The sequence below is a fragment of the Pseudomonas sp. EB271-G4-1 genome, assembly GCF_058791355.1.
Map to the genome: position 1 here is coordinate 1 of NZ_JBYTEO010000082.1, position 26,156 is coordinate 26,156.

The following is a 26,156-nucleotide window of genomic DNA, read 5'->3' on the forward strand; positions in this document are numbered from 1 at the left end:
TTAGACCCCGCGCAATGGGGGGCAGGAATCGGTCACGTTGTTAGCGAAATGACCGGTCACGATGAGCGAAATACGCAGTTGATCACCGTTTTCGCGCGCTTCGCTCGAGTGTCCGGGGACTCTCCCAGCAGAGTTGCACGGAAGACCATGATGCTGCGATTGGCGACTTTGAGATCTGCAGGAGGATGTTCAACAGGGTGCAGTGCGTCTTCTGCGAAGAGCAAAACAGACCAGGACATGCTTAAAACGGCGACCAGTATTGGAAGAAACCTGTCCCGCATCTGCCTGCTCCTTGATTAACAGGTTCCTACGCGGAGTTTGACGATGACATTCAATGCATGTCGTTTCCATGAGTCCTGGAACCAAAGCGTAGTTCAGCAGCTGCAAGATGTCAGATTGCAGGAGGTTACTAATCCCGAACTGGGGATGCGGCAATTGGTGATGAGCCACAGCTTCACACGAAGCCACGATTAGCGCTGCACCATCTGATGCCAGAAGCTGGGTTGTTCTTATGCTCCAGCCTTGGCAGCAGAGCTTGGGCATACCATCTCCGGACATCGCGGGCGGAATACAGAGATGTCTCTGCCGGGCGCTCACATCGGTTGTTCCGCTTCGCGCACATTAATGCCATGGCCAAGGTGATCTTCGGCGATGCAGGATAGGCCCGGTTCTTTCCCAAGGTGGCCAATAAGCTTGCACGAGCGTGGAATATGTTTTGGGCTGCGCGATGATGCACACCCCGTGCAGAGTAGTAAAACTTTCCGGGCATCACGCATCAGTCTTGGCCTTGGCCTTGGCCTTGGCCTTGGCCTATTGCATCACTTGAGCCGCTACACGCAAGGCAACCCCCTGCTATGATTTCTTAGGGACCTCATCGTAGAGGTCGCCCATGAACGCTTTAGCCAAGATCCGCATTGAGGCCAAAACATCAGCCGTTACTGACCGCACTCGATAACACCGATTACGGCTGGCAGCATTCTGATTCGGCGAGTTGAACAATGTCCATGCCTATAGAGCAATACGCCATGATCGGTGACGGCCATACCGCCGCACTGGTGGGCCGTGATGGTTCGATCGATTGGCTGTGCTTGCCCTATTTCGACTCGGGCGCCTGCTTCGCAGCCCTGCTAGGTGGCTCAGAGAATGGGCGCTGGGCGATTGCCCCACGCGAAAAAATCACTTCGGTAAGTCGCCGATATCGCGAAGGTACTTTAATCCTGGAAACAGACTTCGAGACCCCTTCTGGTGCAGTACGCCTGATTGATTGCATGCCATTATCGAACGAACGTTGGGATGTGTTACGCATCGTCGTAGGCCTGCGGGGGCGCGTCGCCATGGGAATGGAACTCGTTATCCGTTTTGATTACGGCTCCATTGTCCCTTGGGTAACCCGGCACAATGGCGCGCTGTTCGCGACTGCCGGGCCAGACACTCTCGAACTGCATACCCCTGTACACATACGTGGCGAGCAGATGACCTCACGGGCCGACTTTGAAGTCGGAGTCGGTGAGCGCGTGCCTTTCGTGCTCAATTACCGGCCGTCGCATGAACCGGCACAGCACGCCATTGACGCCGAAAGTACGCTGGAGCAAACCGAGCGCCACTGGCAGAATTGGTCTGGGCGCTGTCGCTTTGAATGCCGCTGGCAGGATGCAGTGCTGCGCTCCTTACTCACGCTAAAGGCACTCATCTACCAGCCCACAGGTGGCATCGTCGCAGCACCAACCACCTCGCTGCCCGAGTACCCGGGTGGCGTGCGTAACTGGGACTACCGTTACTGCTGGCTACGCGACGCGACCTTCACACTAAACGCTCTGCTACTCGCTGGTTATACCGACGAGGCTCTGGCTTGGTGCGACTGGCTGTTGCGCGCTGTGGCGGGTAGCCCGGCCGACCTGCAGATACTGTACAGCGTGACAGGCGAACGCCGGCTTAAAGAAACCGAAATCCCGTGGCTTCCTGGCTATATGCAGGCCGCACCGGTGCGCATAGGCAATGCAGCGGCGGAACAGTTCCAGCTCGACGTCTATGGAGAAGTGATGGACACCCTGCATTTGGCGCGCGCGGCGGGTCAGGTGCTGCAGCCGCATGCTTGGAACATCCAGTGTGCCTTGCTGAACTATCTTGACAGCCATTGGCAAGAGCCTGATGAGGGTATCTGGGAAGTCCGTGGGCCTCGACGGCATTTCACGCACTCGAAGGTAATGGCTTGGGTTGCCTTCGATCGAGGTATAAAAGCGGTCGAACGCTATGGCTTAGAGGGCCCCGTTGCGGCCTGGCGTCGAACCCGCGAACAAATTCATGCGCAGGTCTGCGAAGCTGGCTTCGATGTGAAACGTAAGTGCTTCACTCAGCATTACGGCAGTACGGCGCTTGATGCCAGCCTGCTACTCATCCCACTGGTAGGCTTTCTGCCGCCGGACGATTCTCGAGTACGATCCACGATCGCTGCGATCGAACGCGAACTTGTGGTCGACGGCCTGGTGCTGCGCTACCGCGTTGAGACTGCGACGGCCGTCGACGGCCTACCGCCAGGCGAAGGTGCCTTTCTGCCTTGCAGTTTTTGGTTAGCCGACTGCCTCGCCGTGACCGGTCGTCAAGTTGAGGCCGAGGCGCTGTTCGAGCGCCTGCTAGCTTTGCGCAACGACGTTGGCCTGCTCGCCGAGGAGTTCGACCCTCGCAGCGGACACATGCTAGGAAACTTCCCGCAGGCCTTAAGCCATATGGCGCTTATCAATACCGCACGATTGCTTTCACTGGCGCCGGGGCAGTTAGATGAATCGAGCCGCACAGGTGAGCGGCTGGTAACCACGAACGCCAGGCCATGTCCCCCGCACGAATGACTGCGTTACCGAGAATTCCTATCGTCGCGTCGGCCGTTCACCAGCGTGCATTTGAAAGCCGTCTAACTTGCAATTATTGGACATTCAGCTGTCACCGATTGAGTTTCAAACACATTGCACCGCGAGCCTAGAGAGCACTTATAAAACCCGGGGTCATTCACATCTATGCAGCAAACTCGCCTGGCTCAACAAGCACGGCCGCCGTTCATCAGTACCAAATTGGAGCGATACAATGGATTGAACTGGCTTTAGGTCTATCGTTGAACCTAAGAACCAGGTTGTTCACCAGACTTTCCAACGGCAAAAGGGGTATGAGTCGCCAGTTTTGAGCGATAGTGCTATGCGCAGAATACTTGACTACTTTTTTACTGGCCTGATTTGGGCCGGTTTGAGTTCTACCGTTTCTGGTAATCAGGCAGACAGCCCCAATCGCTCATTGCAACCTGTCGTCAGTATTGATCTTCCTCGGTTCATGGGCATCTGGTACGAGATCGCCCGAACCCCCAATCAGTTTCAGAAAAAGTGCGCGGGCTTCACCCGCACCGATTTTCACCTGCAAGCCGACGGTACCGTGCAAGCGCTCTACCGCTGTCGATTGCGCAATGGCCAACCCTATCTTTTTATCGCCACTGGTCATCAAGTGGGTGATACCCACTCTCCAAAGCTTAAAGTGCGTTTCGCGCCAGAATGGCTGTCGTTCCTTCCGGCAGTGTGGGGGGACTACTGGATTGTAGATATTGACAACCAATATCAACTGGCCGCCGTCAGTGAGCCGACTCGCAAATATTTGTGGATTTTGTCTCGAACAACTCACGTAGCCCCTCAAGCTTACGCAGCCCTATTGAAACGACTGAGAAACAAAGGTTTTACGGTAGAGCGGCTGCTGATGACACAGCAATAGGGTGTATGTTACGTTATAACAACATAGAAACTGTCGATTGCTAACCGACAGCGTGACCCACCCCCTGCCTGCGACTTTCGATGACAAACCTTGTTCAAATCCCGCCCATCACCCGCCTGGGCCAACGCCTGACGTCCATCGATGCCCTCAGGGGCCTGGTGATTATTTTCATGCTGCTGGACCATGTGCGCGAGACGTTCTTCCTGCACCGCCAGGTCACCGACCCGATGCTCGTCGACAGCACGGAGCCAACGTTGTTTTTCAGCCGCACCCTCGCACATTTGTGTGCGCCGGTGTTCGTTCTGCTCACTGGACTGTCGGCATTCCTGTACGGTGAGAAGCACCAGGGCACGCCGTCGATGTTCCTGTTCAAGCGTGGCCTGTTCCTGGTTGTGCTGGAGTTCACCCTGGTGAATTTCGCCTGGACCTTTCAGTTCCCGCCTGCTGTGATCTACCTGCAGGTGATCTGGGCGATTGGTGTCAGCATGATTGCTCTCTCTGTATTGGCCTGGCTACCTCGGCCAATATTGTGTGTCCTGGGCCTGGCCATAGTCGGTTTGCACAACCTGCTCGATCCCCTGCACTTCCCGCCCGGATCGGCGCTGCACCTGCCTTGGGCGATTTTGCATGATCGCGGCTGGATCGAATTCTCCGACCACTTGCGCCTGCGCACCTCCTACCCCGTGCTGCCGTGGATCGGCGTCATCGCCCTGGGTTACTGCATCGGTCCGTGGTTCGCGCGCTCTACCTCGTTCGCAATGCGTCAGCGTTATCTGTTGCTGACAGGTGCCTGTGCATTGATCGGTTTCATCGCCCTGCGCCTGGTCAACGGTTATGGCGAAGCGCAGTGGGTGGTTCATGAAAGCACGACAGAAACCCTCATGAGTTTCTTCAACATCACCAAGTACCCCCCTTCCCTGCTGTTCCTGTGCCTGACACTGGGCGTGGGGCTTTTACTGCTGCTTGGCTTCGAGCGGGCCCGGCAGCGCCAATGGATCAGCATCCTGGCGGTATTTGGCGCGGCACCGATGTTTTTCTACCTGCTCCATCTGTATGTGCTGAAAATGCTTTATCTGCTCAGCGCGGCATTTTTCGGCCTGAACCAGGGCGACTACTTCGGCTTCCACGGCATAGGTACCGTATGGCTGATCGCCGTGCTCCTGGCGGCAACGCTGTATCCACCGGTGCGCTGGTTCGCCGCATTGAAGGCGCGTCGTCGCGATATCGCCTGGCTCAAATACTTCTGATCAGGCGATGGGTTCGCCTCGGGCGGCATGATCGACTACCATGCCGCCGCCGGTTCCCAAACGGGATTAATAGGGAATCCGTGATGCTGCCAACGCATCAAACGGAACTGCCCCCGCAACTGTAGGTGCCGAGCCTGCTCCTGAACTGCCACTGGGATCGATTCCCGGGAAGGCTGGAGCACGCCATGACGCATCAGTCAGGAGACCTGCCGGCCAAGCAACAAATCACTAACCGGCGGGGTGTCCGGGAAGGACATCTGCGCGCGCGTCACTCAGGTGATGGGCCTTGCACTGCTGTTTTCGGCAGCGCTCGATGATGTGTTTTCCAGACCTTGCACCCTGGCTGCGTGTACGGTTCAAATGGAGATTGCATCATGCTGTTGCCGCGCTTTTTCGCCCTCGTCACCGGCCTGGGACTTTCTGCCCTCGCCTGTGCCTCCCCTACTCATTACCCGCTGACGATCGAGAACTGCGGCAGCACACTGACGTTCACGCACGCCCCTGTCCGGGCGGTGACTATCGGCCAGGCCGGCACCGAAATGCTCTTCGCCCTGGGACTCGGTGACAAACTGGTCGGCACTTCGCTGTGGTTCAATGATGTGCTGGGCAAATACAAGGGGCAAAACGACAGGATCGAACGCCTGGCCGATAACGAGCCGAGTTTCGAGTCGGTCATCGGCAAGCGCCCGGAACTGGTCGCTGTCGAACTTGAGTGGATGGTCGGCCCGCAAGGCGCAGTCGCTACCCGCGAGCAGTTTCACGAACTGCAGATTCCAACCTATCTCATGCCCTCGGACTGCGAATCCAAGGACAACCTGGTGGGGGCCGACGGCACCCGCCTGCAGCCGTTTCGCATTGACAGTCTCTACAAGAGCATTACCCAGCTGGCCGAGATTTTTGATGTCCAGGCGCGCGGGCAGCAACTGAACGCGCAACTGCAGGCCAGCCTGGCCAAGTCCATTGCCGCGGTGCAAGGCAAAGACCTCACGCACACCAGCGCGCTGGTCTGGTTTTCCAGTGCCAGCCTGGACATCGATCCCTATGTCGCCGGGCACAAGGGCATCCCCGACTTCATGCTGGGCACCTTGGGCGTGCGCAATGTGGTGCAGTCCGACGAAGAGTGGCCAACCGTTGGCTGGGAAACCATCGCCAAGGCCAACCCGACATTCCTGGTCATCGCCCGCATGGATCGCCGGCGTTTCCCGGCTGACGACTATCAACGGAAACTGCAATTCCTGCGCAGCGATCCCGTGACCCGCAACATGGACGCGGTGAAAAACAACCGCATCATTATCCTCGACGCCATGGCCATGCAGGCCAGCTTGAGAATGTTCGACGGTCTCGAATCGCTGGCAACGGCCATCAACCGCTACGACCTGCCAAAATGACCGCAACGCTGATTCGCACTCTGCTTGCACTGGTGATGCTGCTCGTGGCCGTGATCGCCGGCGTGGCCATCGGTGAAACCCGCATCGAACCCGGCGTGGTGTTCCAGGTGTTGGCCAATAAAATGTGGATGGCCGGGTATGTCCTCGATCCTATCGATGAGGGCATCGTCTGGAACTACCGCCTGACTCGCGCGTTGGTGGCGGCGGCTTGCGGGGCGGGCCTGGCGACCTGCGGGGTGATCCTGCAATCGTTGCTGCGCAACCCGTTGGCCGATCCCTACCTGCTTGGCATTTCCGCGGGGGCCTCGACGGGTGCGGTGCTGGTGGCGTTGCTGGGCCTGGGTGCCGGAGCAATTTCGATGTCGGCCGGGGCGTTTGCCGGCGCCGTCGCCGCCTTCACCGTCGTGGTATTGCTGGGCCGTGCCAGCGGTTCGCCCGGCAGTACCGGCCAGATCATCCTGGCGGGCATTGCCGGTTCACAACTGTTCAATGCGCTCACCGCGTTCCTGATCACCAAGTCGGCCAGTTCCGAACAGGCTCGCGGCATCATGTTCTGGCTACTGGGCAATCTCAGTGGCGTGCGCTGGCCCTCCGTGTGGCTGGCTGTACCGGTTGCGGTGGCCGGCCTGGCGGTTTGCCTGTGGCACCGGCGGGCACTGGATGCCTTCACCTTTGGCGCCGACTCCGCGGCCTCACTCGGCATTGCGGTTCGTCCCGTGCAATTTCTGTTGATCAGTTGCGCCGCCCTGGTGACGGCGGTGATGGTGTCGATTGTCGGCTCTATCGGTTTCGTTGGACTGGTCATTCCCCACGCCGCAAGGCTGTTGCTGGGCACTCGGCATACCCGCCTGTTGCCGGCGAGTGCGCTGGGCGGTGCGGTGTTTCTGGTGGCCGCCGATGTGCTGTCGCGAACCTTGATCAAGGGCCAGGTAATTCCGGTCGGCGTGATTACGGCATTGGTCGGCGCGCCGGTGTTTGCGCTGATCCTGGTCGGTCGGAGGAATGCCCGATGAATGCGCTTGCGCCGGTTACCGACGAAACCGTGCTGAGTTGTTCCAGCCTCGGATTGCATATCCGCGAAGTTGAACTTCTGCACCAGATTCACCTGGACATTCGTCGTGGCGAAACCCTGGGCCTTGTCGGGCCCAACGGCTCTGGAAAATCCACCCTGCTCAAACTGCTGGCCGGCGTGCGTGGGCCCAGCCGGGGAGCGGTCCATCTCAACGGCCAAGACCTCAAGGCCCTGTCCCGGCGAACCATCGCCCAAACCCTGGCGGTGGTTGAGCAGCAGGCCGACACCCTGGATGCGATCAGTGTGTTCGATGCCGTGGCCCTGGGCCGAACGCCGTGGTTGTCGGCCTTGAGTCCATGGTCGAAGGCGGACGAAGACATCGTCCATCAAGCCTTGCGCGACGTCGATGCGACGCATCTTTGCAGGCGCACGTGGCGTAGCCTCTCTGGCGGCGAGCGTCAGCGCGTGCATATCGCTCGCGCCCTGGCCCAGCGCCCGCAGATCCTGTTGCTGGACGAACCGACCAACCACCTGGATATCCAGCACCAGATGGCGATTCTGCACGTTGTTCACGCATTGCCCGTGACCACCGTGATTGCCCTGCACGACCTCAACCAGGCACTCACCTGCGATCGTCTGGCGGTGCTGGAAAAAGGGCGCTTGGTGGCCCTTGGCAAGCCGCTCGAGGTGTTGACCCCGCGACGCCTGCTGGAGACTTTCGGGGTGCACGCGCACTACCTCATTGACCCCTTCGACGGCACGCACATCCTGCGCTTGCGCTCATCCTGATTTGTTTGTGGACACCCCGGAATGCATACCCGATCAGCCATTCTCTTCGCCCTGGCAAGCCCTCTCGCACTCGCCGATTCAGTTCAATCGCAAGCCAAGGGATTTATCCAGGACAGCGCCTGGAGCGTGCTCAATCGCACGGTTTACGACCATCGCGAGTACCTCAATGGCGCCCGCAATGGCGCTGCGCGTAATGCCTACAAACCGCGTGATGAGCGTAATGGCTACGCCGAAGAATGGGCCTACGGGCTGATGGCGACGGTGCAATCGGGCTTCACCCAGGGCTTGATCGGGGTGGGCATGGATGCCCATGCCTACCTCGGGGCACAACTCGACAGCGGCGGTGGCCGCGCAGGGAAAGCGCGATTGCTCGGTCTCGACAACCAGGGACATCCCAAGGATGCGTTCAGCCGCGGCGGTGCGGCACTCAAACTGCGCCGGTCATCGACCGTGCTGAGCTATGGCGAACAGCGCGTGAAAACGCCGGTATTCAGTTCGTCCGATAGCCGTCTGCTCCCGGAGACCGCCACCGGGGTGTTTCTCACAAGCAACGAGTTCGAGGCGCTGACGCTGGTAGCTGGTCATTTCAGCGAAAGTACCGATCGGAACGCCAGCAGCCATGACCAGGGCTTTGTGGTCAACTACTCCAACGCCGTGAAAGGCAATGCCTTCGATCTCGCGGGCGTGGTCTTCACACCGGCAAAGAAGCTGACCGTCAGCGCCTATACATCGCGCTATGAGGACACCTGGAACCAGCATTACCTGGGTAGCTCCTTCATCCAGCCGCTGGATGAAACCCGCGCGTTGTCGATCAACCTGAACCTGTACCGCACCACGGATGAGGGCAAGTCGCTGTCCGGCAGGATCGACAGCACGACCTGGAGCCTGATGTCCACTTACACCCAAGGCCCCCATGGCTTCAGCCTCGGCTATCAGAAGGTGGACGCCAACACACCGTTTGACTACGTCACCCGTGGCGCTATCTTCATCAGCAACGCCGTCCAGCTGTCGGACTTCAACGCTCCCCATGAACAGTCCTGGCAAGCCCGCTACGATCTCGATGCCAGCCCCTGGGGGTTACCGGGCCTGTCCATGAGCGCCGCCTATGTGCGCGGCAGCCGGATCGATGGAAGCCATGTCGACCCGCAAGGCGGCTACGCCTACCTGGGTTATGGCGAAGGCGGCAAACATTGGGAGCGTGACCTGCAGGTGCGCCATGTGGTGCAAGGTGGCACGGCGAAAGGCACCACCCTGTCGTTGCAATACAATGTGCATCGGGGCAATACCGCACAGGCAGAACTGGACACCGACCAGATACGCCTGGCTGTGGAGTATCCGCTGACGGGAAGGTTTTGACGCGTGCCGCAATGACGCAATTAATGGAGCAGTCATAACAATGATCCTGGTTGTTGAAGGTATCAGCGCCAGTGGGAAAACCACTTGGTGCGCCGAGCATGGAAAGCAGCATGTCATTCCCGAAAACGGCCGTTTTGATAACGAGCCGGACCGGATAAAGAATCCAGTCGGAGCAGCCACCTTTTGGGCAGAGCGAAACGTGGATCGCTGGCAACAAACGTTGGCCATGGAAAACACCTCTTCGTGGGCCTTATGTGACAGTGATCCTCTCAAGCTCCACTACATCTGGAGCCTTTGGCAAATCGGCGAGGCGAGCGAACCCGAGTGGCGGGTAGAGTTGGACGCTACAAGAGAAACGATCGCACAAGGACGTATTGGCTTTGCTGACTGTTATATTGTTGGCCGCATCGATCCCCAGCTCGCGCGCGCGCGTGCCAAAGCAGACACCACCCGCCGACGCAGCAAATTCGAGCTACACGTGCGCCTCCAACAAGCGCTGCTGACTTGGTACTCAGCCATGGATGAAGTGCTTCCCGGCAGAGTGCGATTCGGGTTTCCTTCAAAAATGCCCACCGTCGGCAACCTTGATGGGAGATATTCGGTAACGGCATTTGATCAAATGATCGCATCGCTCCCCGGAAAGTAATCAGTACTCCAACGCTAAGATGGACCCTCTCCACTACAAGGAAGCAACATTCATGGAAAGCCCCTTTTCTCAAGTCACCGAACGTTTGAACAATCGCCGATTCACGGTAGCAGGCAATACCCACGGGCTGTCCGGTGCAGGCACGGTGTTTCACTACCAGGTCGAGGGAGATGCCATTTCAAGTACCTACCAGGGCGGCAAGATCCGCATGGGCCATCAGGTCGGCCGCGTGACAGGCCCCGAGACCATCGAGCTGCTTTTTCATTGCCTGACCACGGAGGGTGAGATTCTGTCCGGCTGGTCTCGTGGCACGGTAGGCGTTGATCACGAGGGGCGGACCACCCTGTCCTTCGTATGGGGTTGGTTGTCGGGTGCGACTGGAGGTGGGGAGTCGAGCTACGTCGAGCTTGTCGCTTGGCAAACGCCGTCAGACTGCAAAAAGCCGTGATCTTCACACAGTGCCCAAACCGGAGGACAAAATGAAAGGAAGCTGCGCTTGTGGGGCTGTAGGCTATGAGATCGACAGCATTGATATGCCGATCAGCCATTGTCACTGCAGCACCTGCCGCAAGACCCATGCCGCTGCTTATGTCTCCACGGCTGGCGTGTTGAAAGAGCATTTCAGGTGGACACGAGGCCTGGACGCGTTGAGGCCTTTCGAGTCAACTCCCGGGAAGATCCGACACTTCTGCTCGCACTGCGGATCGCACCTTGCGGCAGAGCGTAACGGCTCAAGCGCGATGATCGTGCGCGTGGCGACGCTGGACGAGGATCCTGGTTCCAGGCCCGAATATCACATCTGGACGGAGCAGGACGTGGCGTGGCTGAATGGGGAGGGTCTGCCAGGGTACTCACAATGGCAGCCTGGGCGATGATGGAAAGTTTGCTTGGCCCTCACCACTTCTGGAATGACAACAGCCGATTCACGACTCGCCATCAACCAGTCTAACCCTGTGGCAATCAGCGGGCCCCAGCGTCTGCCCGCTCGCTGAGCGCACCTCAATCGGCATCAACGGCTTGCCGGACGCATTGTCCAACAGCACAGAACGGGTCTCCTGCGGCTCGAACAGGAATCGTTCGCCCCACTGCCTCATGCAGACCACCAACGGAAAGATCTCCCGTCCTTTCTCTGTCAGCACGTACTCCTTGTAGGCGCTGCCATCCGACGCCGGTCGGATGTCGAATATCCCGATCTCGACCAGAGTCTTCAGTCGCGAAGCCAGAATATTCTTGGCCACGCCCAGGCTCTTCTGAAATTCGCTGAACCGGCGAATGTCGTCAAAGGCATCGCGGATGATCATGAGCGACCAGCGATCGCCAATGGCTTCCAGTGTTCTTGCGACCGGGCATTCGTTGCCTTGTGGCGTAGCGTCGTCGAGCATTTTTTACTCCCGGGAATGTGGTTGCAATTTGAAACCTGTCATGCCAACAATAGATTCAGGTTTTAATTTGCAACCAGTTTAACGCCACGGAGGCGCACATGACAGCAGATACCGATTCAGCGGCCCAATGCCTGGTCAGGCGGCCTGGGCAAATCGGCGAATGCACCGGGTTCGAACACTCTCCAGGGCTTTCACCATCGCTGACGTTATTGTTTTCCATCACCTGCGCACTTGCAGTCGGCAACGTTTACTTCGCGCAACCGTTACTCGATTCCATGGCCCAGAGTCTGGGCGTGGACTCATCTATGATCGGGATTGTGGTGACGGCCACCCAGGTGGGTTACGCGCTGGGGCTGCTGTTCATCGTCCCGCTGGGGGATCTGGTCAATCACAAGCGGCTGATTCTGGCGCAAGTGCTGCTGTCGGCGTTGGCGCTGGCGGCGGTCGGTGCTGCCCAGCAATGGCTGGCCCTGTTGAGTGCCATGATCGTGATGGGCCTGCTGGCCGTGGTCGTACAGGTACTTGTGGCATACGCCGCCGCGCTGGCAACGCCCTCGCAACGCGGGCAAGCCGTCGGGACGGTAACCAGCGGGATTGTCCTGGGCATTCTTCTGGCGCGGTTTACCTCTGGCGTGATTGCGGACATCGCGGGCTGGCGCGCCGTGTACTTTGTGTCTTCAGGGCTGATGCTTACGCTCGCGGCGGTGCTGTGGAAAAGCGTGCCCGTAACGGCAGTGCCAAGGCATCAAGACAGCTACCTCACGCTCATCCGTTCGCTGTTCACCCTATTCATTACCGAGCCCACGTTACGCGCCAGAGGCCTGTTGGCGATGCTGATCTTTGCCGCTTTTTCCGTGTTGTGGACGTCCATGGTGCTGCCCTTGAGCGCCCCGCCGCTGTCGCTGTCACACACGGCTATCGGCCTGTTTGGCCTGGCCGGCGTCGCCGGTGCCCTGGCGGCCAGAAGAGCCGGTCGCTGGGCCGATCAAGGCCTGGGGCAACGAGTGACCGGCATTTCGCTAGGGCTCCTGACGCTGTCCTGGTTGCCCATTGCATTCGCCCAGACGTCCCTGGTCGCCCTGGTCTGCGGCGTCGTCCTGCTCGACTTTGCGGTGCAGGCAGTACACGTCAGCAACCAGAGCATCATCTTCGCCGCACGACCCGACGCGCACAGTCGCATGGTCGGCGCCTACATGTGCTTCTACTCGGTCGGCAGCGCGCTGGGAGCCGCCGCAGCGACCCAGGTTTATGCGCTTTGGGGCTGGATGGCCGTCAGCCTGCTGGGCGCCTCGATCAGTGCTGCTGCTCTGGTCTTGTGGTTTTTCTCGTCGCCAAGTCAAGACGATCTGCACTGAATGCAATACGTTCTGGCGCCACGAGCATGGCATCCAAGGCAACACTGTCCGCACTCCCAACGCACACCGCGCCGGGTTGTTGATTAGCGTTCCTCACCACTCTCCTGGAAGCCTTGATCATGAAAACCTTAAGCATCGACAACAGCAGCACCAACGTACAAAGCTCTTCCACGCTCGGGATCAAAACCATGGCGCTTGGCACCTATGGTGCCTACTTTGCACTCGCCGTCATTTACTTCTGGTTTGGCGGGATGAAGTTCACCCACTACGAAGCCGTCGGGCTGGTTCCGTTGGTGAGCAACAGCCCTCTGCTGGGTTGGGTCTACGACATTTTCAGTGTCGATACCTTCTCCAGCCTGCTCGGCATCCTGGAGGTCTCGATCGGGGTCCTGATTGCAGGTCGCTTGCTGTCACCCAAGCTTTCATTGATCGGCGCAGCCCTGTCTGCCGGACTGTTCTTCACCACCTTGAGCTTCATGTTCTCGACCCCCGGCGTGATTGAACCCGGCCTCGGTTTTCCAGGCATCTCGGTGGCGCCGGGGCAGTTTCTGCTCAAGGACATCGGCTTGCTTGCCGCCTCGATATTTATCGCCGGCCACTCGCTGACTGAGCTGCAAAGCCGTTGAACCGATGATCGACCCTGCGCGATGGCCTGAAGCAGTTCGATGCTTTCAGGCCATTGCCCCATCATCGTCTCCCGCCAGGTCTTTCACCCAGTCCCGCGGGCTGCAGCCCGTCTTGCGTCGAAACGCACGTGCCAGTGCCGAAGGGCTTTCATAGCCGACCTCGGCGGCGATCAGCGTAATCGACCGCCCTTCACGCAGACGCTTCTGCGCCAGGCTGATCCGCCAACTCAACAGATATTCGGCAGGTGTCTGCCCGATGACGTCGCGAAAATGCACCGCGTAGGCCGCGCGCGACATATTCGACTCGCTCGCAAGTTGCGCAATTGACCAGGCACGCTCGGGTGCGTTGTGAATTTGCACCAGGGAGCGCGCCAACCGCGGATCGGCCAGGCCGGCCATCATTCCGGTGCGCAATTGTTGGTGATCAAGCAGATGCCGAAACAACAGGATGATCAGCAGTTCAAATAAACGCTCCAGAGCTGCCTCCCTGCCACAATGCGCGCTCGCTGCTTCGCCGAACATCCACTTCAGCGTATCGGCCAGCATGGGCAGTTCATCCAGGGACAACACCAGGTAATCGGGTAACGAAGCCGCCAACGGATTATCGATTCCGCCCTCGAACTCCATTGAGGCACACAACAGTTGAGCGCCCTCGGACTCATTGGCAAACAACTGATGCCGGCTGGGGCGTGGCATGAAAATCAGGCTGGGCCGGGTCAGCAGCACGTCCTTGCGATCGGCGCCCAGCAACGTGACGCTGCCCGCCTGCAGCAGATGAATATAACCACGCCCTTGCGCACCATCGTAGGACGCGAGGCCGCATAACCTGCCGTTGTAAAACAGGTTTGCGCGTACGCCGAACTGCGAAAACAAGGTAGACAGGCGATCCATGGACGATCTCTTGGCCAGGCCTAGACGCTCAGATCATAGCATCGGCGGTGGGTGCTTCGACGCAAGCCCCGTGCCTGGAACCTTCGAGGCTCTCTCTTCGCGCCTGTTGCGGGCGAGGACACTGTTTCCATCACCTGACGACGTCCGGGCCTCCCCCAAAGGAGGGGGATAAAAGCCCGGCACATCACACTATTGTGGACGCCTGTAACGGGCCGAGAATTGCTTCCATGGCCCACACTCGACACTGTTTGACGAGAGATGCCATGACTGACCTGCTGCTCAACGAACGCGAACTGCGCTTCCAGCTTTACGAGCTGCTCGATACCGAAGCGTTGCTGCAACGCCCGCGCTACGCCGAGCACGACCGCGGCGTGTTCGACGCTTCTCTCACCACCGCCCGCCAGATCGCCGCTGAGCTGTTCGCCCCGCACAATCACAAGGGCGATGCCAACGAACCGACCTTCGATGGCGAGCGGGTTCACATGATCGCCGAAACCAAAGTCGCCTGGGACGCCTTTGCCCAGGCCGGGTTCCTGGCCGCCCACCACGACTTTGCCGATGGCGGCCTGCAATTGCCGGAAGTGATCCTGCGAGCTTGCATGGCCTACTTCAACGCGGCGAATATTTCCACGGTCGCCTATTCCTTCCTGAGCATCGGCGCGACCAATCTGCTCAGGGCCTTTGCCAGTCCACCGTTGCTTGAACGCTTCCTGGCGCCGATGCTCGACGGTCGCTTCAGCGGCACGATGGCCCTCACCGAACCCGGCCAGGGCTCGGCGCTGGGCGACCTGCGCACCCTGGCACGCCCGGCTGAAAACGGCACTTACCAGATCTTCGGCCAGAAGATGTTCATCTCCGGTGGCGACCACGAACTGACCGATAACATCGTGCACATGGTGTTGGCCCGCATCGAAGGCGCGCCGGCCGGGACCAAGGGCATTTCGCTGTTCCTGGTGCCCAAGTTCCTGGTCAATGCCGATGGCAGCGTCGGTGCGCGCAACGACGTGGCGCTGGCCGGCCTGCTGCACAAGATGGGCTATCGCAACACCACGTCCACGGTGCTCAGCTTCGGCGAGCACGACGGCGCCGTGGGCTACCTGGTCGGTGAGGAACATCAGGGCCTGAGCTACATGTTCCAGATGATGAACGAGGCCCGCATCGGTGTCGGCCTCGGGGCCGCCAGCCTCGCCTACCAGAGCTACATTCACGCCCTGGACTACGCCCGCCAGCGGCCACAGGGCCGCTTGCCCGGGAACAAGAACCCGGCGGCACCCCAGGTGCGCATCATCGAGCACGCCGATGTGCGTCGGATGCTGCTGCAACAGAAGGTCTACGCCGAGGGCAGCCTGGCGCTGTGCTTGTATGCCAGCAGCCTGGTGGAAGATGCCCACACCGCGACCACTGCGCTGGCGCGCAACAATGCCGGCGAATTGCTCGACCTGCTGACGCCGGTGGTCAAGACCTACCCCTCGCGCTACGGCCTGCTCGCGTCCGAGATTGGCGTCCAGGTGCTTGGCGGCGCCGGTTATACCCGCGAATACCCGCTGGAACAGTACTACCGCGACAATCGCCTGAACCCGATTCATGAAGGCACCGAAGGCATCCAGGCCATCGACCTGCTAGGTCGAAAACTGGGGCCGCGCGGAGGTGACGGCTATCGACTGTTCACTGCCGAAGTGCTTGCCACCCTGCTCACCGCCAACAGCGACCCACACTGTGCGCCGCTCGCGGCACTGCTGGCCGATGCCTTGCGCGTACTCGAGCAAGTCACCACCAGCCTGCAAGCGCAGGTGACGGCCGATGCCAACCTCGGCATGGCCAATGCCACGCCCTATCTGGACCTGTTTGGACGCGTGGTGGTCGGCTGGATCTGGTTGCGCCAGGCCCTGCTGGCCAGCCGCGCCCTGGGTTCGGGCGCTGGCGACAGCGACGCCGATTTCTATCAAGGCAAGTTGCAGGCTGCGCATTACTACATGACCTGGGAACTGGCGTCGCTGGAGTCCCAGGGGCGGCTGCTCACTGAAGCCAACCATGTCGCCTACTACATGCAGGACCGCTGGTTCTAATGCCCCTCCCCTGTAGGAGCGAGCATGCTCCGGGCGGCGTTCCGACGATGGTCGTCAACGATAACGCGTGCTTTCAGGATTCACGCGGTGTTTGGAAGTTCATCGTCGGAACGCCGCCCGGAGCATGCTCGCTCCTACAGGGGGCCGTGATAACAATAAATTTCGGGAAATCAACATGAGCAACCTGGTCACCTACCACGTCGAAGACAACCTCGCCCTGATCGGCCTGGCATCAAAGCCGGTCAACGCACTGGGGCAACCCCTGCGTGCGGCCATTCTCGACGCCTGTGAGCGCGCCGCCAGCGATCCTGCCGTCTCGGCGATCATCGTGCACGGTGCAAACGGCTTGTTCTGCGCCGGTGCCGATATCAGCGAATTCGGCCTTCCCGGGTCTTTCGCCGCCCCTTCGCTGCCCGACTTGCTGTTGCGTCTGACCCAAATCGACAAACCACTGATTGCCAGCATCGATCGCTTCGCCCTCGGTGGCGGGCTGGAGCTGGCGCTGGCCTGCGGTTACCGCATCAGCGCTGCCGACAGCCGCCTCGGCCTGCCGGAAATCAACCTGGGCCTATTGCCCGGTGCGGGCGGGACCCAACGTTTGCCGCGACTGATCGGTGCCGAACCGGCACTGGAAATGATGATCTCCGGCCAGCCTGTCAGCGCAGGCAGGGCCCTTGAGCTCGGCTTGATCGACCGCTTGCCCGGGGACGGCGAATGCCTGCTCGATGGCGCACGTCACTTCGCCCAGGAGTTGATCCGCGAAAGCGCACCGGCACGCCCCGCAGAACGTCACGCCAACCCGGCCGCCGCCCTGCCCGAAGGGTATTTCACAGACTATCGGGCCAGCCACGAACCGCGCTGGAAAAACCGCCTGGCGCCCCGACTGTTGCTGGCGGCCGTCGAGTCGGCCTGCGTGCTGCCGTTGCAGGCCGGCCTGCAGCGCGAAGTCGCCCTGTTCAAGGAAGCCGAAGCCTCGACGCAATCCCAGGCCTTGCGCCATGTGTTTTTCGCCGAGCGCGAGGCCGGCAAAGTGGCCGGTGTCACCGCTAACACTGCCTTGCGTCCGGTCGCCCGGGTCGCGGTGATCGGCGCCGGGACCATGGGCGGTGGCATCGCCATGAACTTCGCCAACGTGGGCATCCCCGTCACGCTGCTGGAGCTCAAACCCGAGGCGCTGGAGCGTGGGCTGGGCCAAATCCGCAGCAGCTATGAGATCAGCCGGCAACGCGGCAAGCTGACCCAGGAACAGCTCGACCAGCGCATGGCCTTGCTCACCGGCACCCTTGACTATGCCGACATTGCCGAGTGCGACCTGGTGATCGAGGCGGTGTTCGAAAGCCTGCCGATCAAGCAACAAGTGTTCCGCACCCTGGATGAGGTGTGCAAGCCAGGCGCGATTCTGGCCAGCAACACCTCCACCCTCGATGTCGACCAGATCGCCGCGGTTACGCGCCGCCCGCAAGACGTCATCGGCCTGCACTTTTTCAGTCCGGCCAATGTGATGCGCCTGCTCGAAGTGGTTCGCGGCAAACTCACCGCGCCCGAGGTGCTGGCGACCACACTGAAACTGGGCAAGACGATTGGAAAAATCCCGGTAGTGTCCGGCGTGTGCTTCGGCTTCATCGGCAATCGCATGCTCGAACCCTACTCCCGCGAAGCCCATCGCCTGGTATTGGAGGGCGCTACGCCAGCGCAAATCGACCAGGTGCTGACTGACCTCGGCCTGGCCATGGGGGTGATGGCGATGCACGACCTGGCCGGGATCGACGTCAGCTTCCTGGTGCGCGAGTCGCGTCGTGAAGCGATTGCCCATGATCCGAGCTATTGCCGCCTGGCTGACGAACTGAACGCCCTCGGCCGCTTCGGCCAGAAGACCCGGCGCGGTGCGTATATCTATGAGGGTCGCGAGCGCAAGGAGGACTTCGAGGTCATCACCCTGGCCGAACGCATCGCCGGCGAACTGGACATCCGCCGCCGGCCGATCGCCACGCAGGAGATTCATGACCGCTGCCTGTTCATGCTGATCAACGAGGGCATCCAGCTGCTCGACGAAGGCATTGCCGAGCGCAGTGGCGATATCGACCTGGTGTGGATCAACGGTTACGGCTTCCCGGCGTGGCTCGGCGGGCCGATGCATTATGCCGAGCAGATCGGCCTGGACAAGGTGCTGGACGGTATCCGCCATTACCGCAAGGCCCTCGGCGAATACGGCGAGATGTGGTTCCACCCTGCCCCGTTGCTGGAACACCTGGTGGCTGCCGGCAAGACCCGCATCGAACGAATCTGAGTCCCGATCGGCCGCCATGGGCGGCCGATCCACTCCCCGACAGGAACAATGCGATGAATGAAAACCCCGGTTTTTCCCTGATTGGCAAGACGGTACTGGTCACCGGTGCCTCCAGCGGCATTGGCGCGCATCTGGCGCGCGTGGCCAGCGATGCGGGTGCGCGCGTAGTACTGGGCGCCCGGCGCGTGGAGCGCTTGCAGCAACTGGCAGACGAAATTCGCCAGACTGGCGGTGAGGCTATGGCCGTGGCCTTGGACGTTACCGATCGCGACAGCGTCGAAGCAGCGTTTGACGCCGCCCAAGCTGCGTTCGGTGTGGTGGATGTAGTGCTCAACAATGCCGGCATCGGCAACGGCCAGCGCGTGCTGGAGATCAGCGAAGCCGATTGGCGGGCGATACTGTCGACCAACCTCGACGGCGTCTGGCGCGTTGCCCAGTGTGCGGCGCAACGCCTCGCAAAGGCGCAGCGACCTGGCAGCATCGTCAACATCGCCTCGATGCTCGGGCTGCGCGTAGGCACTGGCTACAGCCACTACTGCGCGGCGAAGGCTGGCGTGGTGCAACTGAGCAAATCCCTGGCGCTGGAACTGGCGCGCTACCAGATCCGCGTGAATGCCATTGCGCCGGGTTACTTCAAGACCGAAATGAACGATGAGTATTTCGACAGCGAAAAGGGCCAGGCGTATATACGCGACACCGTACCGATGCGACGACTGGGAAGCCTGCAGGAACTGGAAGGCCCGTTTCTCCTGCTCGCGAGCGAGGCCGGCGCCTTCATGACAGGCGCGGTCCTGGCAGTGGACGGCGGCCATCTGGTCGGCAGCCTGTAAACGCTAGCTCCCGCGAATGAACGGATATCTCTGTAGGAGCGAGCATGCTCCGGGCGGCGTTCCGACGATGGAGGTCAACGATGTCGCGAGGAGCCTGACACGCCGCGGTGCTCTCAGGTTTTTCGCGAGCATGCTCGCTCCTACAGACCGGACGCCCCCTACCCCTGCGCTTTTCTCAGGCTTTCGCCTCGTCAGCCCGAGTGCCATCAGGACCGACGGCATGGTGCGTGGCCAGTACCTTGCCGTCTCGGACCTCGAGAATCTGATCCGCAATGCGGATCACGGCAGGCCTGTGCGACACTGCGATGACCGTGATGCCAGGCGTGAGATTCTTCAGCACCTGGCATATTTCGGCCTCCGACTCGGGATCGAGGGCGCTGGTGGCTTCGTCCAGGATCAGCAGCCTGGGGCGATGGGCCAGGGCACGCGCGATGACGATACGCTGCCTTTGCCCTCCTGAGAGTTTGGCCCCGCGCTCGCCGACGATCGATTGCAGTCCGCCAGGGCATTCCTGCACAAACTGCCATGCACCGGCCTGACGCAGCGCGCGCTCTGCGTCGGCGGCGTTCAAGGCCCTGTCTCCCAAGGTGACGTTCGCCAGGATGCTATCGTGCAGCAGTAGGGTTTCCTGGGTGACGTAGCCGATCATTCGGCGCCAGGCCTTCCTGTCCAGGGCATGCAAGTCACAGTCGTCGACCCTGATGCGTCCGGACTGTGGCGCGAGCAGCGCACAGATCAGGTCGAGCACGGTGGTCTTGCCGGAGCCGGAAGGACCGATCATGGTGGTGAATGAACCGACCGGGAAATTCATCGACACGTTGTCAAGAACCTGCCGCCCGCCGTAGCCAAAACTGATATTTTCAAAAGCGATATGCCGCTGCAAGGAAGGCGTGCAAGTCCCTCCGACAGGCTCGGCATCGGCAATAGCGTTGTCGATCGACTCGTTAATGGCCCAATAGGCGCTCTCTTGCGCGGCCATCCGGTGATAGCGCTGCTGTGCCTTGTGCAGCAACCCCAGCATGCGCACTACCACGAAGATCAACACCATCACCGAAGACAGCGGCATGCCGCCGATGACCAGCCCCGCGTAGAGGCCCGCGGCGGCAAGGATCGCCAGCATGGGCTCCTGCAAGGCCCGCAGCGTTTCGCGGCTCATCACTTCGCGCTCCAATGCGGTATTGAGCTCGCCGGCGTGACGACGCAGCAAGGAATCGGCGATGTCATCGCGTGCCATGGCCTTGAGCGGTTTCACCGAGCCAAGGGTGTCCGTCAGGTGCACCAGCAACTCACGCATCAGGCGGGTTTGGCTTTTCCCGACACGTCGCGATGTCTTGACCAGACCTCGCACGGCAGCCAGCAGGACGAAGCCGATCACCAGTGACAGGAGCGCGGCCTGCCACGAGACAAAAAGCGCGATCAGTGCATAGGCCGCCGCCTGGATACCCAGCGCCAGCATATTGGCCGCATGCTCATAGGCTGTTGAAGCCCGGAAGGCTTCGGTTGCCACGGCATTGGCCAGTGCTCCGGAGGGTTGGCGCAGGTAATATTCCCAGCGGCTACCCAGCAATGCCTTGATGAGGCTCACACGCAGGTCGGTTGCCACGTGTGCCACGGTATAGCCCACTTGACGGTTGCCCAACAGTATCAGCAGGTTGCTCAGCGTCATGCCCACGACAATGACCACCAGCATGTTCGCGATCGTCGGCTGCAGGCCAATCGAGTTCATCGCCCCGAAGACGTAGACCGCCAGCTTCGAATGGGGCTGGTCTTCAAGCATGGCCGATATCAAGGGCAGCATCGTGCTCAAACTGACGCTTTCAACCACCCCTGCCAGCAGCAGGCTCAGGAGCATCAGCACGGTGCGGGCCGGATAGGAGCGGCCAAAGGCAAAAATAATCCGCATGACTGTGGTTCGCTATGACGTAGGTATAGATCAGCTCACCAACATCCTGGGACACTGATCAAGCGTTTCCTGCGACGGGCCCCATCGGACCACGCAAAGAAGCGAAGGCCTCGATGATATGGTCTATTTGTCCAGCTGTATGCGCCGCACTGACGCTGCATCGCACCAGGGTGACCGCGCCGGGTGTCGCCGGCGGAAGGACCAGATTGACATACACGCCCTTCTCCATCAGCGCCCGCCAGACCGCAAGGCCTTCGTGAGGCGATTTCAACATGACGGCAATCACCGGGCTGACTTGTGGTCCCAGTTGGTAACCGGAATCGGCCAAGCCCTGATAAAGACGCCGTGCGTTCGACCATAGCTGACTGCGCAGTTCCGGGCGTCTTTTTATGGCCATCAGCGCCGACCTTACCGAGGCAATCGCAGAAGGAGATGGCGAAGCGGTAAAAATATAAGGCCTGCTGGCGTAGCGCAGCAGGTCCATTTGCGCGTCGTGGCAGGCGGCAAATCCGCCCACGGCGCCCAAACTCTTGCTGAACGTTCCCAACAGGATGTCTACCTCCGAGTCTACGCCCAACTCCTCGGCCAAGCCCCGGCCATTAGCCCCCAGGACGCCGAAGGAATGAGCCTCGTCAACCAGCAGGTACCCTCCGAGGCGGCGCTTGACGTCGACTATTTCCCGCAGTGGCGCCTGGTCACCCAACATGCTATAGATCCCCTCCACCAGGATGATCGCTTCTCGGGCGCGCTCACCGAGCCGAACCATACGCCGCTCCAGGTCAGCGGCATCGTTATGGCGAAACCGGATCACCTCCGCACCTCCCAGCTTGCAAGCGTCGTAGATGCTCGCGTGGCAGTCGGCGTCAAGCAGCACTACCTCGCGCGATCCCGCCAACGTCCCGATGACAGCCAGGTTGGCGACATAGCCTGTCGAGAACACAATGACAGAACGCCGCCCCAGGAAATCGACCAGTTCTTCTTCCAGCGCGCTGTGCCCGGCGTAACTGCCGTTGGCCATGCGAGAGCCGGTGGTGCCGGTTCCTTCAAGCTCCAGCGAGCGCTGCGCCGCCTTGATGCTGGCGGGGTCGAAGGTGAGCCCAAGATAGTTATTGGTGCCGGCAAGAATCACCCGCTTACCCTGGATCAGGCCCTCGGTTGGGGAATACATCTCATCGATGCGAATTCCAAAGGGATGGATCTGTGAGTCGCAGAGACTGGCGCGTTCGGCTGCCAGCTTGCCGAACTTGTCAAACAGTCCCATATTTAGGCTCCATCAGGGTAAGAATGGCCTGGGCCAACTGCTCGGGGGTGCGCACCTTCACCAGAACATTGAGCTCGATCGAGATGTCGTACTCGTCCTCCAGTTCCATCAACATGTCCATCACCCTTATTGACTCAATCCCCAGGTCCTGGATCAGGTCGGTATCCGGTGTTATTAGCGCTCCATCAGGTGCAAGTTTCTTGATGAGCACTATCACCTTTTCGAGTATCGCTTCTTTTGAGATCAACGTGGCGCTCCTTGAGTTCAGTAGCCCGTCACCCGTTCAGAACAAGTGATCGTGCAAGGCCTGGCGCAAAAGAATCCGAGGCTCCCAACCCAATGCCGCGCTGATGCGGGCATTGCTGCAAGTCCAGTCAGGGTGCATCAGCTCATTGACTTTACCGGGGGTCAGCATGGGCGCCTGGCGGGTGAAGCGCGACAGCACCAGGTTCGCTCGTGCGATCCCCTTCAACACCTTGGCAGGCACTACCGCTTGCCGTACCGGCGCATTGCGGATATCGGTGGCGATGCTGGCCAGGCTTGCCCAGTCGTACCCTTGCGCCTGGCCATCACATAATTCAAAGGTCTGCGATTGCATGACAGGCGCATCCAACCACTGCATGACGGCACTGACCAGATCGTCGACATGCAGAAAGCTAAGCAGTGAATCGCCTTTACCGGGCGTGACCAGCCAGCCCCGCAGGAGCCACTCGAACACCGGGCGCAACTCGCGGTCGCCTGGTCCATATACGGCGGTTGGCCTGAAAATGCACACGGGTATCGTCCCGGCCGCCTCCCTGACCTGGCATTCCCCTTCGAATTTGGAAGCGGCGTACCAGGACAATGTCGGATAGCGAGCGGCAAGGGACGAGATCAGCAGAAAACGCTCGCAACTCCCACTCATCCGCGCCGCCTCCATCAAGCGCTTGCTGCCCTGCACATTGACCTCGTCGAAGTCTCGGGCATTCCTGCCCCTGACCTTCCCTGCGCAATGAATGACTGTATCTGCCCCCCTGGTGAGCTCGGCCAGGGCCTGTTCATCTTCCAGTGTTCCGCTGATCCACTTTGTTCCATCCGCTGTCATTGCGCTCCTGGAGCGAGCCAGGGCACGGACCTCCACGCCACGGGTGATGAGCCGTTCGCGTAGGACACTGCCTATGAAGCCAGTCGCGCCAGTGAGCGAAACAACGCGAGCACTCACGTCACCTCCAGCGCTGGATAAGGAAGGTCGGTGTTCGCCTGGGCCAAAAATCGTTCAAGGGCTTCGGCACGGGAAGGCTTGCCCGAGGAGGTTCGCGGCAACGAGTGAGGAGGCACAAGGTGCACGTCAGCAGTGAGACCGAACTCACTGGTGATCTTCGCCACCAGGGTACGGACCAGGCGTTCACGACCTTCTGGCTCACGGATGCGGCATTGAATCTGGACCACGACCTGGGTCTCATCATCGACGGGAACGACGAATACAATCGCATCGCCGGGCCTCAGTTCAGGTTCGGATTCCACCAGGAATTCAATATCCTGGGGCCAGATGTTGCGACCGCGCACAATCAGCAAATCCTTGCTCCGACCGGTGATATGCAGTTCACCCTGGGACAGGTAGCCCAGGTCACCGGTGTTCAGCCAGCCATCTTCCAGGACTGCCCGGGTGCTCTGTGGGTCATTGAAATAACCTGACATTACGCTGGGTCCCTGGACGAATATCTGCCCTACCTCACGCTCCGCAACCTGCCGCCCCGCAGCGTTGCGGATTTCCACGCGATGGCCGGGCAAAGGGGCGCCACAGTTGGTGAAGGCGCAGCTTGCCGGATCATCGGCGGCGCTCGCCTGCGCCCTGAACTGATGCTCCAATACCGAGCGCGCGACATGGTCCACTTGCACCCCCACCCCGCGACGGGCGAAGCTGACGGCCAGCGTGCTTTCCGCCAGACCGTAGCAAGGCGTGAAGGCAGCCGGATCGAATCCGGTGTCGAGAAAACACTCGGCGAAACGGCTTAACACCGATGCCCGAATCGGTTCTGCCCCGATCCCCGCCACGCGCCAGCAGGAGAGATCCAGCGGCGTTTTTTCCAGGTCCCGGACTCGCCGGGTACAAAGGTCATAGCCAAAGGGCGGCGCCACCGAGACAGTGACTCGATTCTGGCTGATAAGCTTGAGCCATTGCCCGGGCCGAGTGGCGAAATCCCGGGTGTGCAAGTAGTCGACAGTCAATTGCGCCGCCATGGGCGCCAGGACAAAACCCACCAGCCCCATGTCATGATAAAAGGGCAACCATGAGGCGCACCGATCCCCTGCGCGAACGCCAACACCGTCCACGACGATGCCTCTGATGTTGGCCATCACCGCACGCTGGGTAATGATCACGCCACGCGGGAAGCGGGTACTGCCGGACGTGTATTGCAGGTAGGCGATGTCCTCCGGCACGACCGTGGGTAACGTCTGCAACGCGGGCAATTCGCCCAATGCCTCAAGCGTCCCGACGAACACCTGCCGGGTGTCCCCCAGTGCTTCGCGGATATAGGGCAGCCATTCCTCCACCCCCAAAACGGCCGCCGGCGTGCAATTGGCGAACAACCCTTTCAACTTGTCCACATAGGAACGATGGCTTCCCAGGCTGGCAGGAACCAGCAGAGGAACGGCGATCAAGCCAGCGTACTGGCAGGCGAAAAACGACTCGATAAAGCTTGGGTGCGTATCGGCGATGAGCGCAACCCGATCGCCTTTGTTCAACTTGAGCCCAAGTAGGCGCTGGGCAATCGAGACAGCATTACTTCTGAGCGTTGAGTATTCGAGCGCTGCATTCAAGCGGCAATGTCTGTCATAGAAGTTCATGCCGCCCTGGCCTGAAGCGGCATAATCGAGTGCTTCCACCAGCGTGGGAAAGTCCGCTAGACGTTGGGTAAGTGCCTGGTTTGAAAAGGTCGCAGACATAAGAAGACACCCATCCATTTAGCCAAGTAAGGACAAGTCAAATAGCGTATTTATCACCTGCGCCAGTAAAACACGTGCCGTTCTACTGCCCTCAAGACCGATTCCATGGAGTCGTGGCCCCAAGGATATCCGGCTCAGCCTTTTCAATTATTTACAGAGCCTAACGCAATACTAATCGGCATCTGGATGAGCGCAAATTTTTTCCCGGATGAGCGACGACCGGCGAGTAATAATCGCGATGAAAGCTTCTCGTTCTCAAGCGTGATGTTTATCACAAAGTGCGCTGATTACTGTAATACAGCTCACTTAAGCGTGGGGTTGTAGATAAGAATTGGACGGGGTGTATATCCATTGCTGCGGTAACGGCGGCTTATGGTTTCGCTTTTACAGCGACTCCCTTTTTCAAACGCCGGAGTGCCGGCCCAGCAAAAAGGAAGCAAAAGGC

The 26,156-nt window shown here is 60.1% G+C and carries 22 protein-coding genes and 1 riboswitch; of the genes, 15 read left to right on the plus strand and 7 right to left on the minus strand.

Going from position 1 to position 26,156, the window contains the following annotated elements; genetic code table 11:
- Positions 1 to 998 precede the first annotated feature (998 nt).
- From AC3WWR_RS27435 to AC3WWR_RS27480, 10 genes are all read left to right on the plus strand, one after another.
- On the plus strand, positions 999 to 2,843 hold the full coding sequence (locus tag AC3WWR_RS27435) for a glycoside hydrolase family 15 protein (RefSeq protein WP_083348922.1): 1,845 nt from the start codon (positions 999 to 1,001) through the stop codon (positions 2,841 to 2,843).
- Positions 2,844 to 3,183: 340 nt separating this feature from the next.
- Complete coding sequence (locus AC3WWR_RS27440) at positions 3,184 to 3,744, plus strand: lipocalin family protein (RefSeq protein ID WP_492599216.1); 561 nt, start codon at positions 3,184 to 3,186, stop codon at positions 3,742 to 3,744.
- Between the two features lie 80 nt (positions 3,745 to 3,824).
- Positions 3,825 to 4,991: an acetyltransferase domain-containing protein gene (locus tag AC3WWR_RS27445; protein ID WP_151142447.1), complete on the plus strand. Its 1,167-nt coding sequence runs from the start codon at positions 3,825 to 3,827 to the stop codon at positions 4,989 to 4,991.
- Positions 4,992 to 5,024: 33 nt separating this feature from the next.
- Positions 5,025 to 5,219: riboswitch (cobalamin riboswitch) on the plus strand.
- 146 nt (positions 5,220 to 5,365) lie between these two features.
- Complete coding sequence (locus AC3WWR_RS27450) at positions 5,366 to 6,379, plus strand: ABC transporter substrate-binding protein (protein WP_020797748.1); 1,014 nt, start codon at positions 5,366 to 5,368, stop codon at positions 6,377 to 6,379.
- Positions 6,376 to 7,392 carry a FecCD family ABC transporter permease gene (locus AC3WWR_RS27455; protein ID WP_020797747.1) on the plus strand — a complete coding sequence of 339 codons (1,017 nt, stop codon included), beginning with the start codon at positions 6,376 to 6,378 and terminating at the stop codon, positions 7,390 to 7,392. Before AC3WWR_RS27450 ends, AC3WWR_RS27455 begins: the two co-directional genes overlap by 4 nt.
- On the plus strand, positions 7,389 to 8,180 hold the full coding sequence (locus tag AC3WWR_RS27460; RefSeq protein ID WP_492599217.1) for an ABC transporter ATP-binding protein: 792 nt from the start codon (positions 7,389 to 7,391) through the stop codon (positions 8,178 to 8,180). The genes AC3WWR_RS27455 and AC3WWR_RS27460 overlap by 4 nt, the downstream gene beginning before the upstream one ends.
- A gap of 21 nt (positions 8,181 to 8,201) precedes the next feature.
- Positions 8,202 to 9,536, plus strand: coding sequence for an OprD family porin (locus AC3WWR_RS27465; RefSeq protein ID WP_083348919.1), 1,335 nt, complete (start codon positions 8,202 to 8,204; stop codon positions 9,534 to 9,536).
- Positions 9,537 to 9,576: 40 nt separating this feature from the next.
- Entirely contained in the window at positions 9,577 to 10,182 is a 606-nt protein-coding gene (locus AC3WWR_RS27470) for a hypothetical protein (protein ID WP_083348918.1), read from the plus strand.
- Positions 10,183 to 10,234: 52 nt separating this feature from the next.
- The gene (locus AC3WWR_RS27475; RefSeq protein WP_020797743.1) at positions 10,235 to 10,630 is read left to right on the plus strand and encodes an avidin-fold protein; all 396 of its coding nucleotides are present in this window, start codon (positions 10,235 to 10,237) and stop codon (positions 10,628 to 10,630) included.
- 31 nt (positions 10,631 to 10,661) lie between these two features.
- Positions 10,662 to 11,057: a GFA family protein gene (locus AC3WWR_RS27480; protein ID WP_033043439.1), complete on the plus strand. Its 396-nt coding sequence runs from the start codon at positions 10,662 to 10,664 to the stop codon at positions 11,055 to 11,057.
- A gap of 48 nt (positions 11,058 to 11,105) precedes the next feature.
- On the opposite strand, the gene AC3WWR_RS27485 is transcribed toward AC3WWR_RS27480, so the two are convergent.
- On the minus strand, positions 11,106 to 11,564 hold the full coding sequence (locus AC3WWR_RS27485) for a winged helix-turn-helix transcriptional regulator (protein ID WP_020797741.1): 459 nt from the start codon (positions 11,562 to 11,564) through the stop codon (positions 11,106 to 11,108).
- A 98-nt stretch (positions 11,565 to 11,662) separates the two neighbouring features.
- Between AC3WWR_RS27485 and AC3WWR_RS27490 the strand changes: the two genes are divergently transcribed.
- Both AC3WWR_RS27490 and AC3WWR_RS27495 read left to right on the plus strand, forming a co-directional pair.
- Positions 11,663 to 12,919, plus strand: a complete 1,257-nt coding sequence (locus AC3WWR_RS27490) for an MFS transporter (RefSeq protein ID WP_020797740.1) — start codon at positions 11,663 to 11,665, stop codon at positions 12,917 to 12,919.
- Between the two features lie 119 nt (positions 12,920 to 13,038).
- Positions 13,039 to 13,545: a YkgB family protein gene (locus AC3WWR_RS27495; protein ID WP_432669481.1), complete on the plus strand. Its 507-nt coding sequence runs from the start codon at positions 13,039 to 13,041 to the stop codon at positions 13,543 to 13,545.
- A 45-nt stretch (positions 13,546 to 13,590) separates the two neighbouring features.
- Here AC3WWR_RS27495 and AC3WWR_RS27500 read toward each other — a convergent pair whose 3' ends face one another.
- Entirely contained in the window at positions 13,591 to 14,436 is an 846-nt protein-coding gene (locus AC3WWR_RS27500) for an AraC family transcriptional regulator (protein WP_454865759.1), read from the minus strand.
- Positions 14,437 to 14,699: 263 nt separating this feature from the next.
- Here AC3WWR_RS27500 and AC3WWR_RS27505 point away from each other — a divergent pair, with 263 nt between their 5' ends.
- From AC3WWR_RS27505 to AC3WWR_RS27515, 3 genes are all read left to right on the plus strand, one after another.
- Entirely contained in the window at positions 14,700 to 16,502 is a 1,803-nt protein-coding gene (locus AC3WWR_RS27505) for an acyl-CoA dehydrogenase (RefSeq protein WP_492599218.1), read from the plus strand.
- Positions 16,503 to 16,677: 175 nt separating this feature from the next.
- On the plus strand, positions 16,678 to 18,789 hold the full coding sequence (locus AC3WWR_RS27510; protein WP_492599219.1) for a 3-hydroxyacyl-CoA dehydrogenase NAD-binding domain-containing protein: 2,112 nt from the start codon (positions 16,678 to 16,680) through the stop codon (positions 18,787 to 18,789).
- Between the two features lie 53 nt (positions 18,790 to 18,842).
- A complete protein-coding gene (locus tag AC3WWR_RS27515) occupies positions 18,843 to 19,619 on the plus strand; it encodes an SDR family NAD(P)-dependent oxidoreductase (protein ID WP_083348914.1) in 777 nt (258 codons plus the stop codon).
- A 175-nt stretch (positions 19,620 to 19,794) separates the two neighbouring features.
- On the opposite strand, the gene AC3WWR_RS27520 is transcribed toward AC3WWR_RS27515, so the two are convergent.
- The 5 genes from AC3WWR_RS27520 to AC3WWR_RS27540 are packed head-to-tail and all read right to left on the minus strand — an operon-like array spanning position 19,795 to position 25,711.
- Positions 19,795 to 21,522, minus strand: coding sequence for an ABC transporter ATP-binding protein (locus tag AC3WWR_RS27520; RefSeq protein WP_492599220.1), 1,728 nt, complete (start codon positions 21,520 to 21,522; stop codon positions 19,795 to 19,797).
- A 58-nt stretch (positions 21,523 to 21,580) separates the two neighbouring features.
- A complete protein-coding gene (gene spt / locus AC3WWR_RS27525) occupies positions 21,581 to 22,783 on the minus strand; it encodes a serine palmitoyltransferase (RefSeq protein WP_151142449.1) in 1,203 nt (400 codons plus the stop codon).
- Positions 22,770 to 23,030: an acyl carrier protein gene (locus AC3WWR_RS27530; protein WP_020797730.1), complete on the minus strand. Its 261-nt coding sequence runs from the start codon at positions 23,028 to 23,030 to the stop codon at positions 22,770 to 22,772. Before AC3WWR_RS27530 ends, spt begins: the two co-directional genes overlap by 14 nt.
- A gap of 36 nt (positions 23,031 to 23,066) precedes the next feature.
- Positions 23,067 to 23,984, minus strand: a complete 918-nt coding sequence (locus tag AC3WWR_RS27535; RefSeq protein WP_151142451.1) for an NAD-dependent epimerase/dehydratase family protein — start codon at positions 23,982 to 23,984, stop codon at positions 23,067 to 23,069.
- Positions 23,981 to 25,711, minus strand: a complete 1,731-nt coding sequence (locus AC3WWR_RS27540; protein ID WP_492599221.1) for a fatty acyl-AMP ligase — start codon at positions 25,709 to 25,711, stop codon at positions 23,981 to 23,983. The genes AC3WWR_RS27535 and AC3WWR_RS27540 overlap by 4 nt, the downstream gene beginning before the upstream one ends.
- Positions 25,712 to 26,156 lie beyond the last annotated feature (445 nt).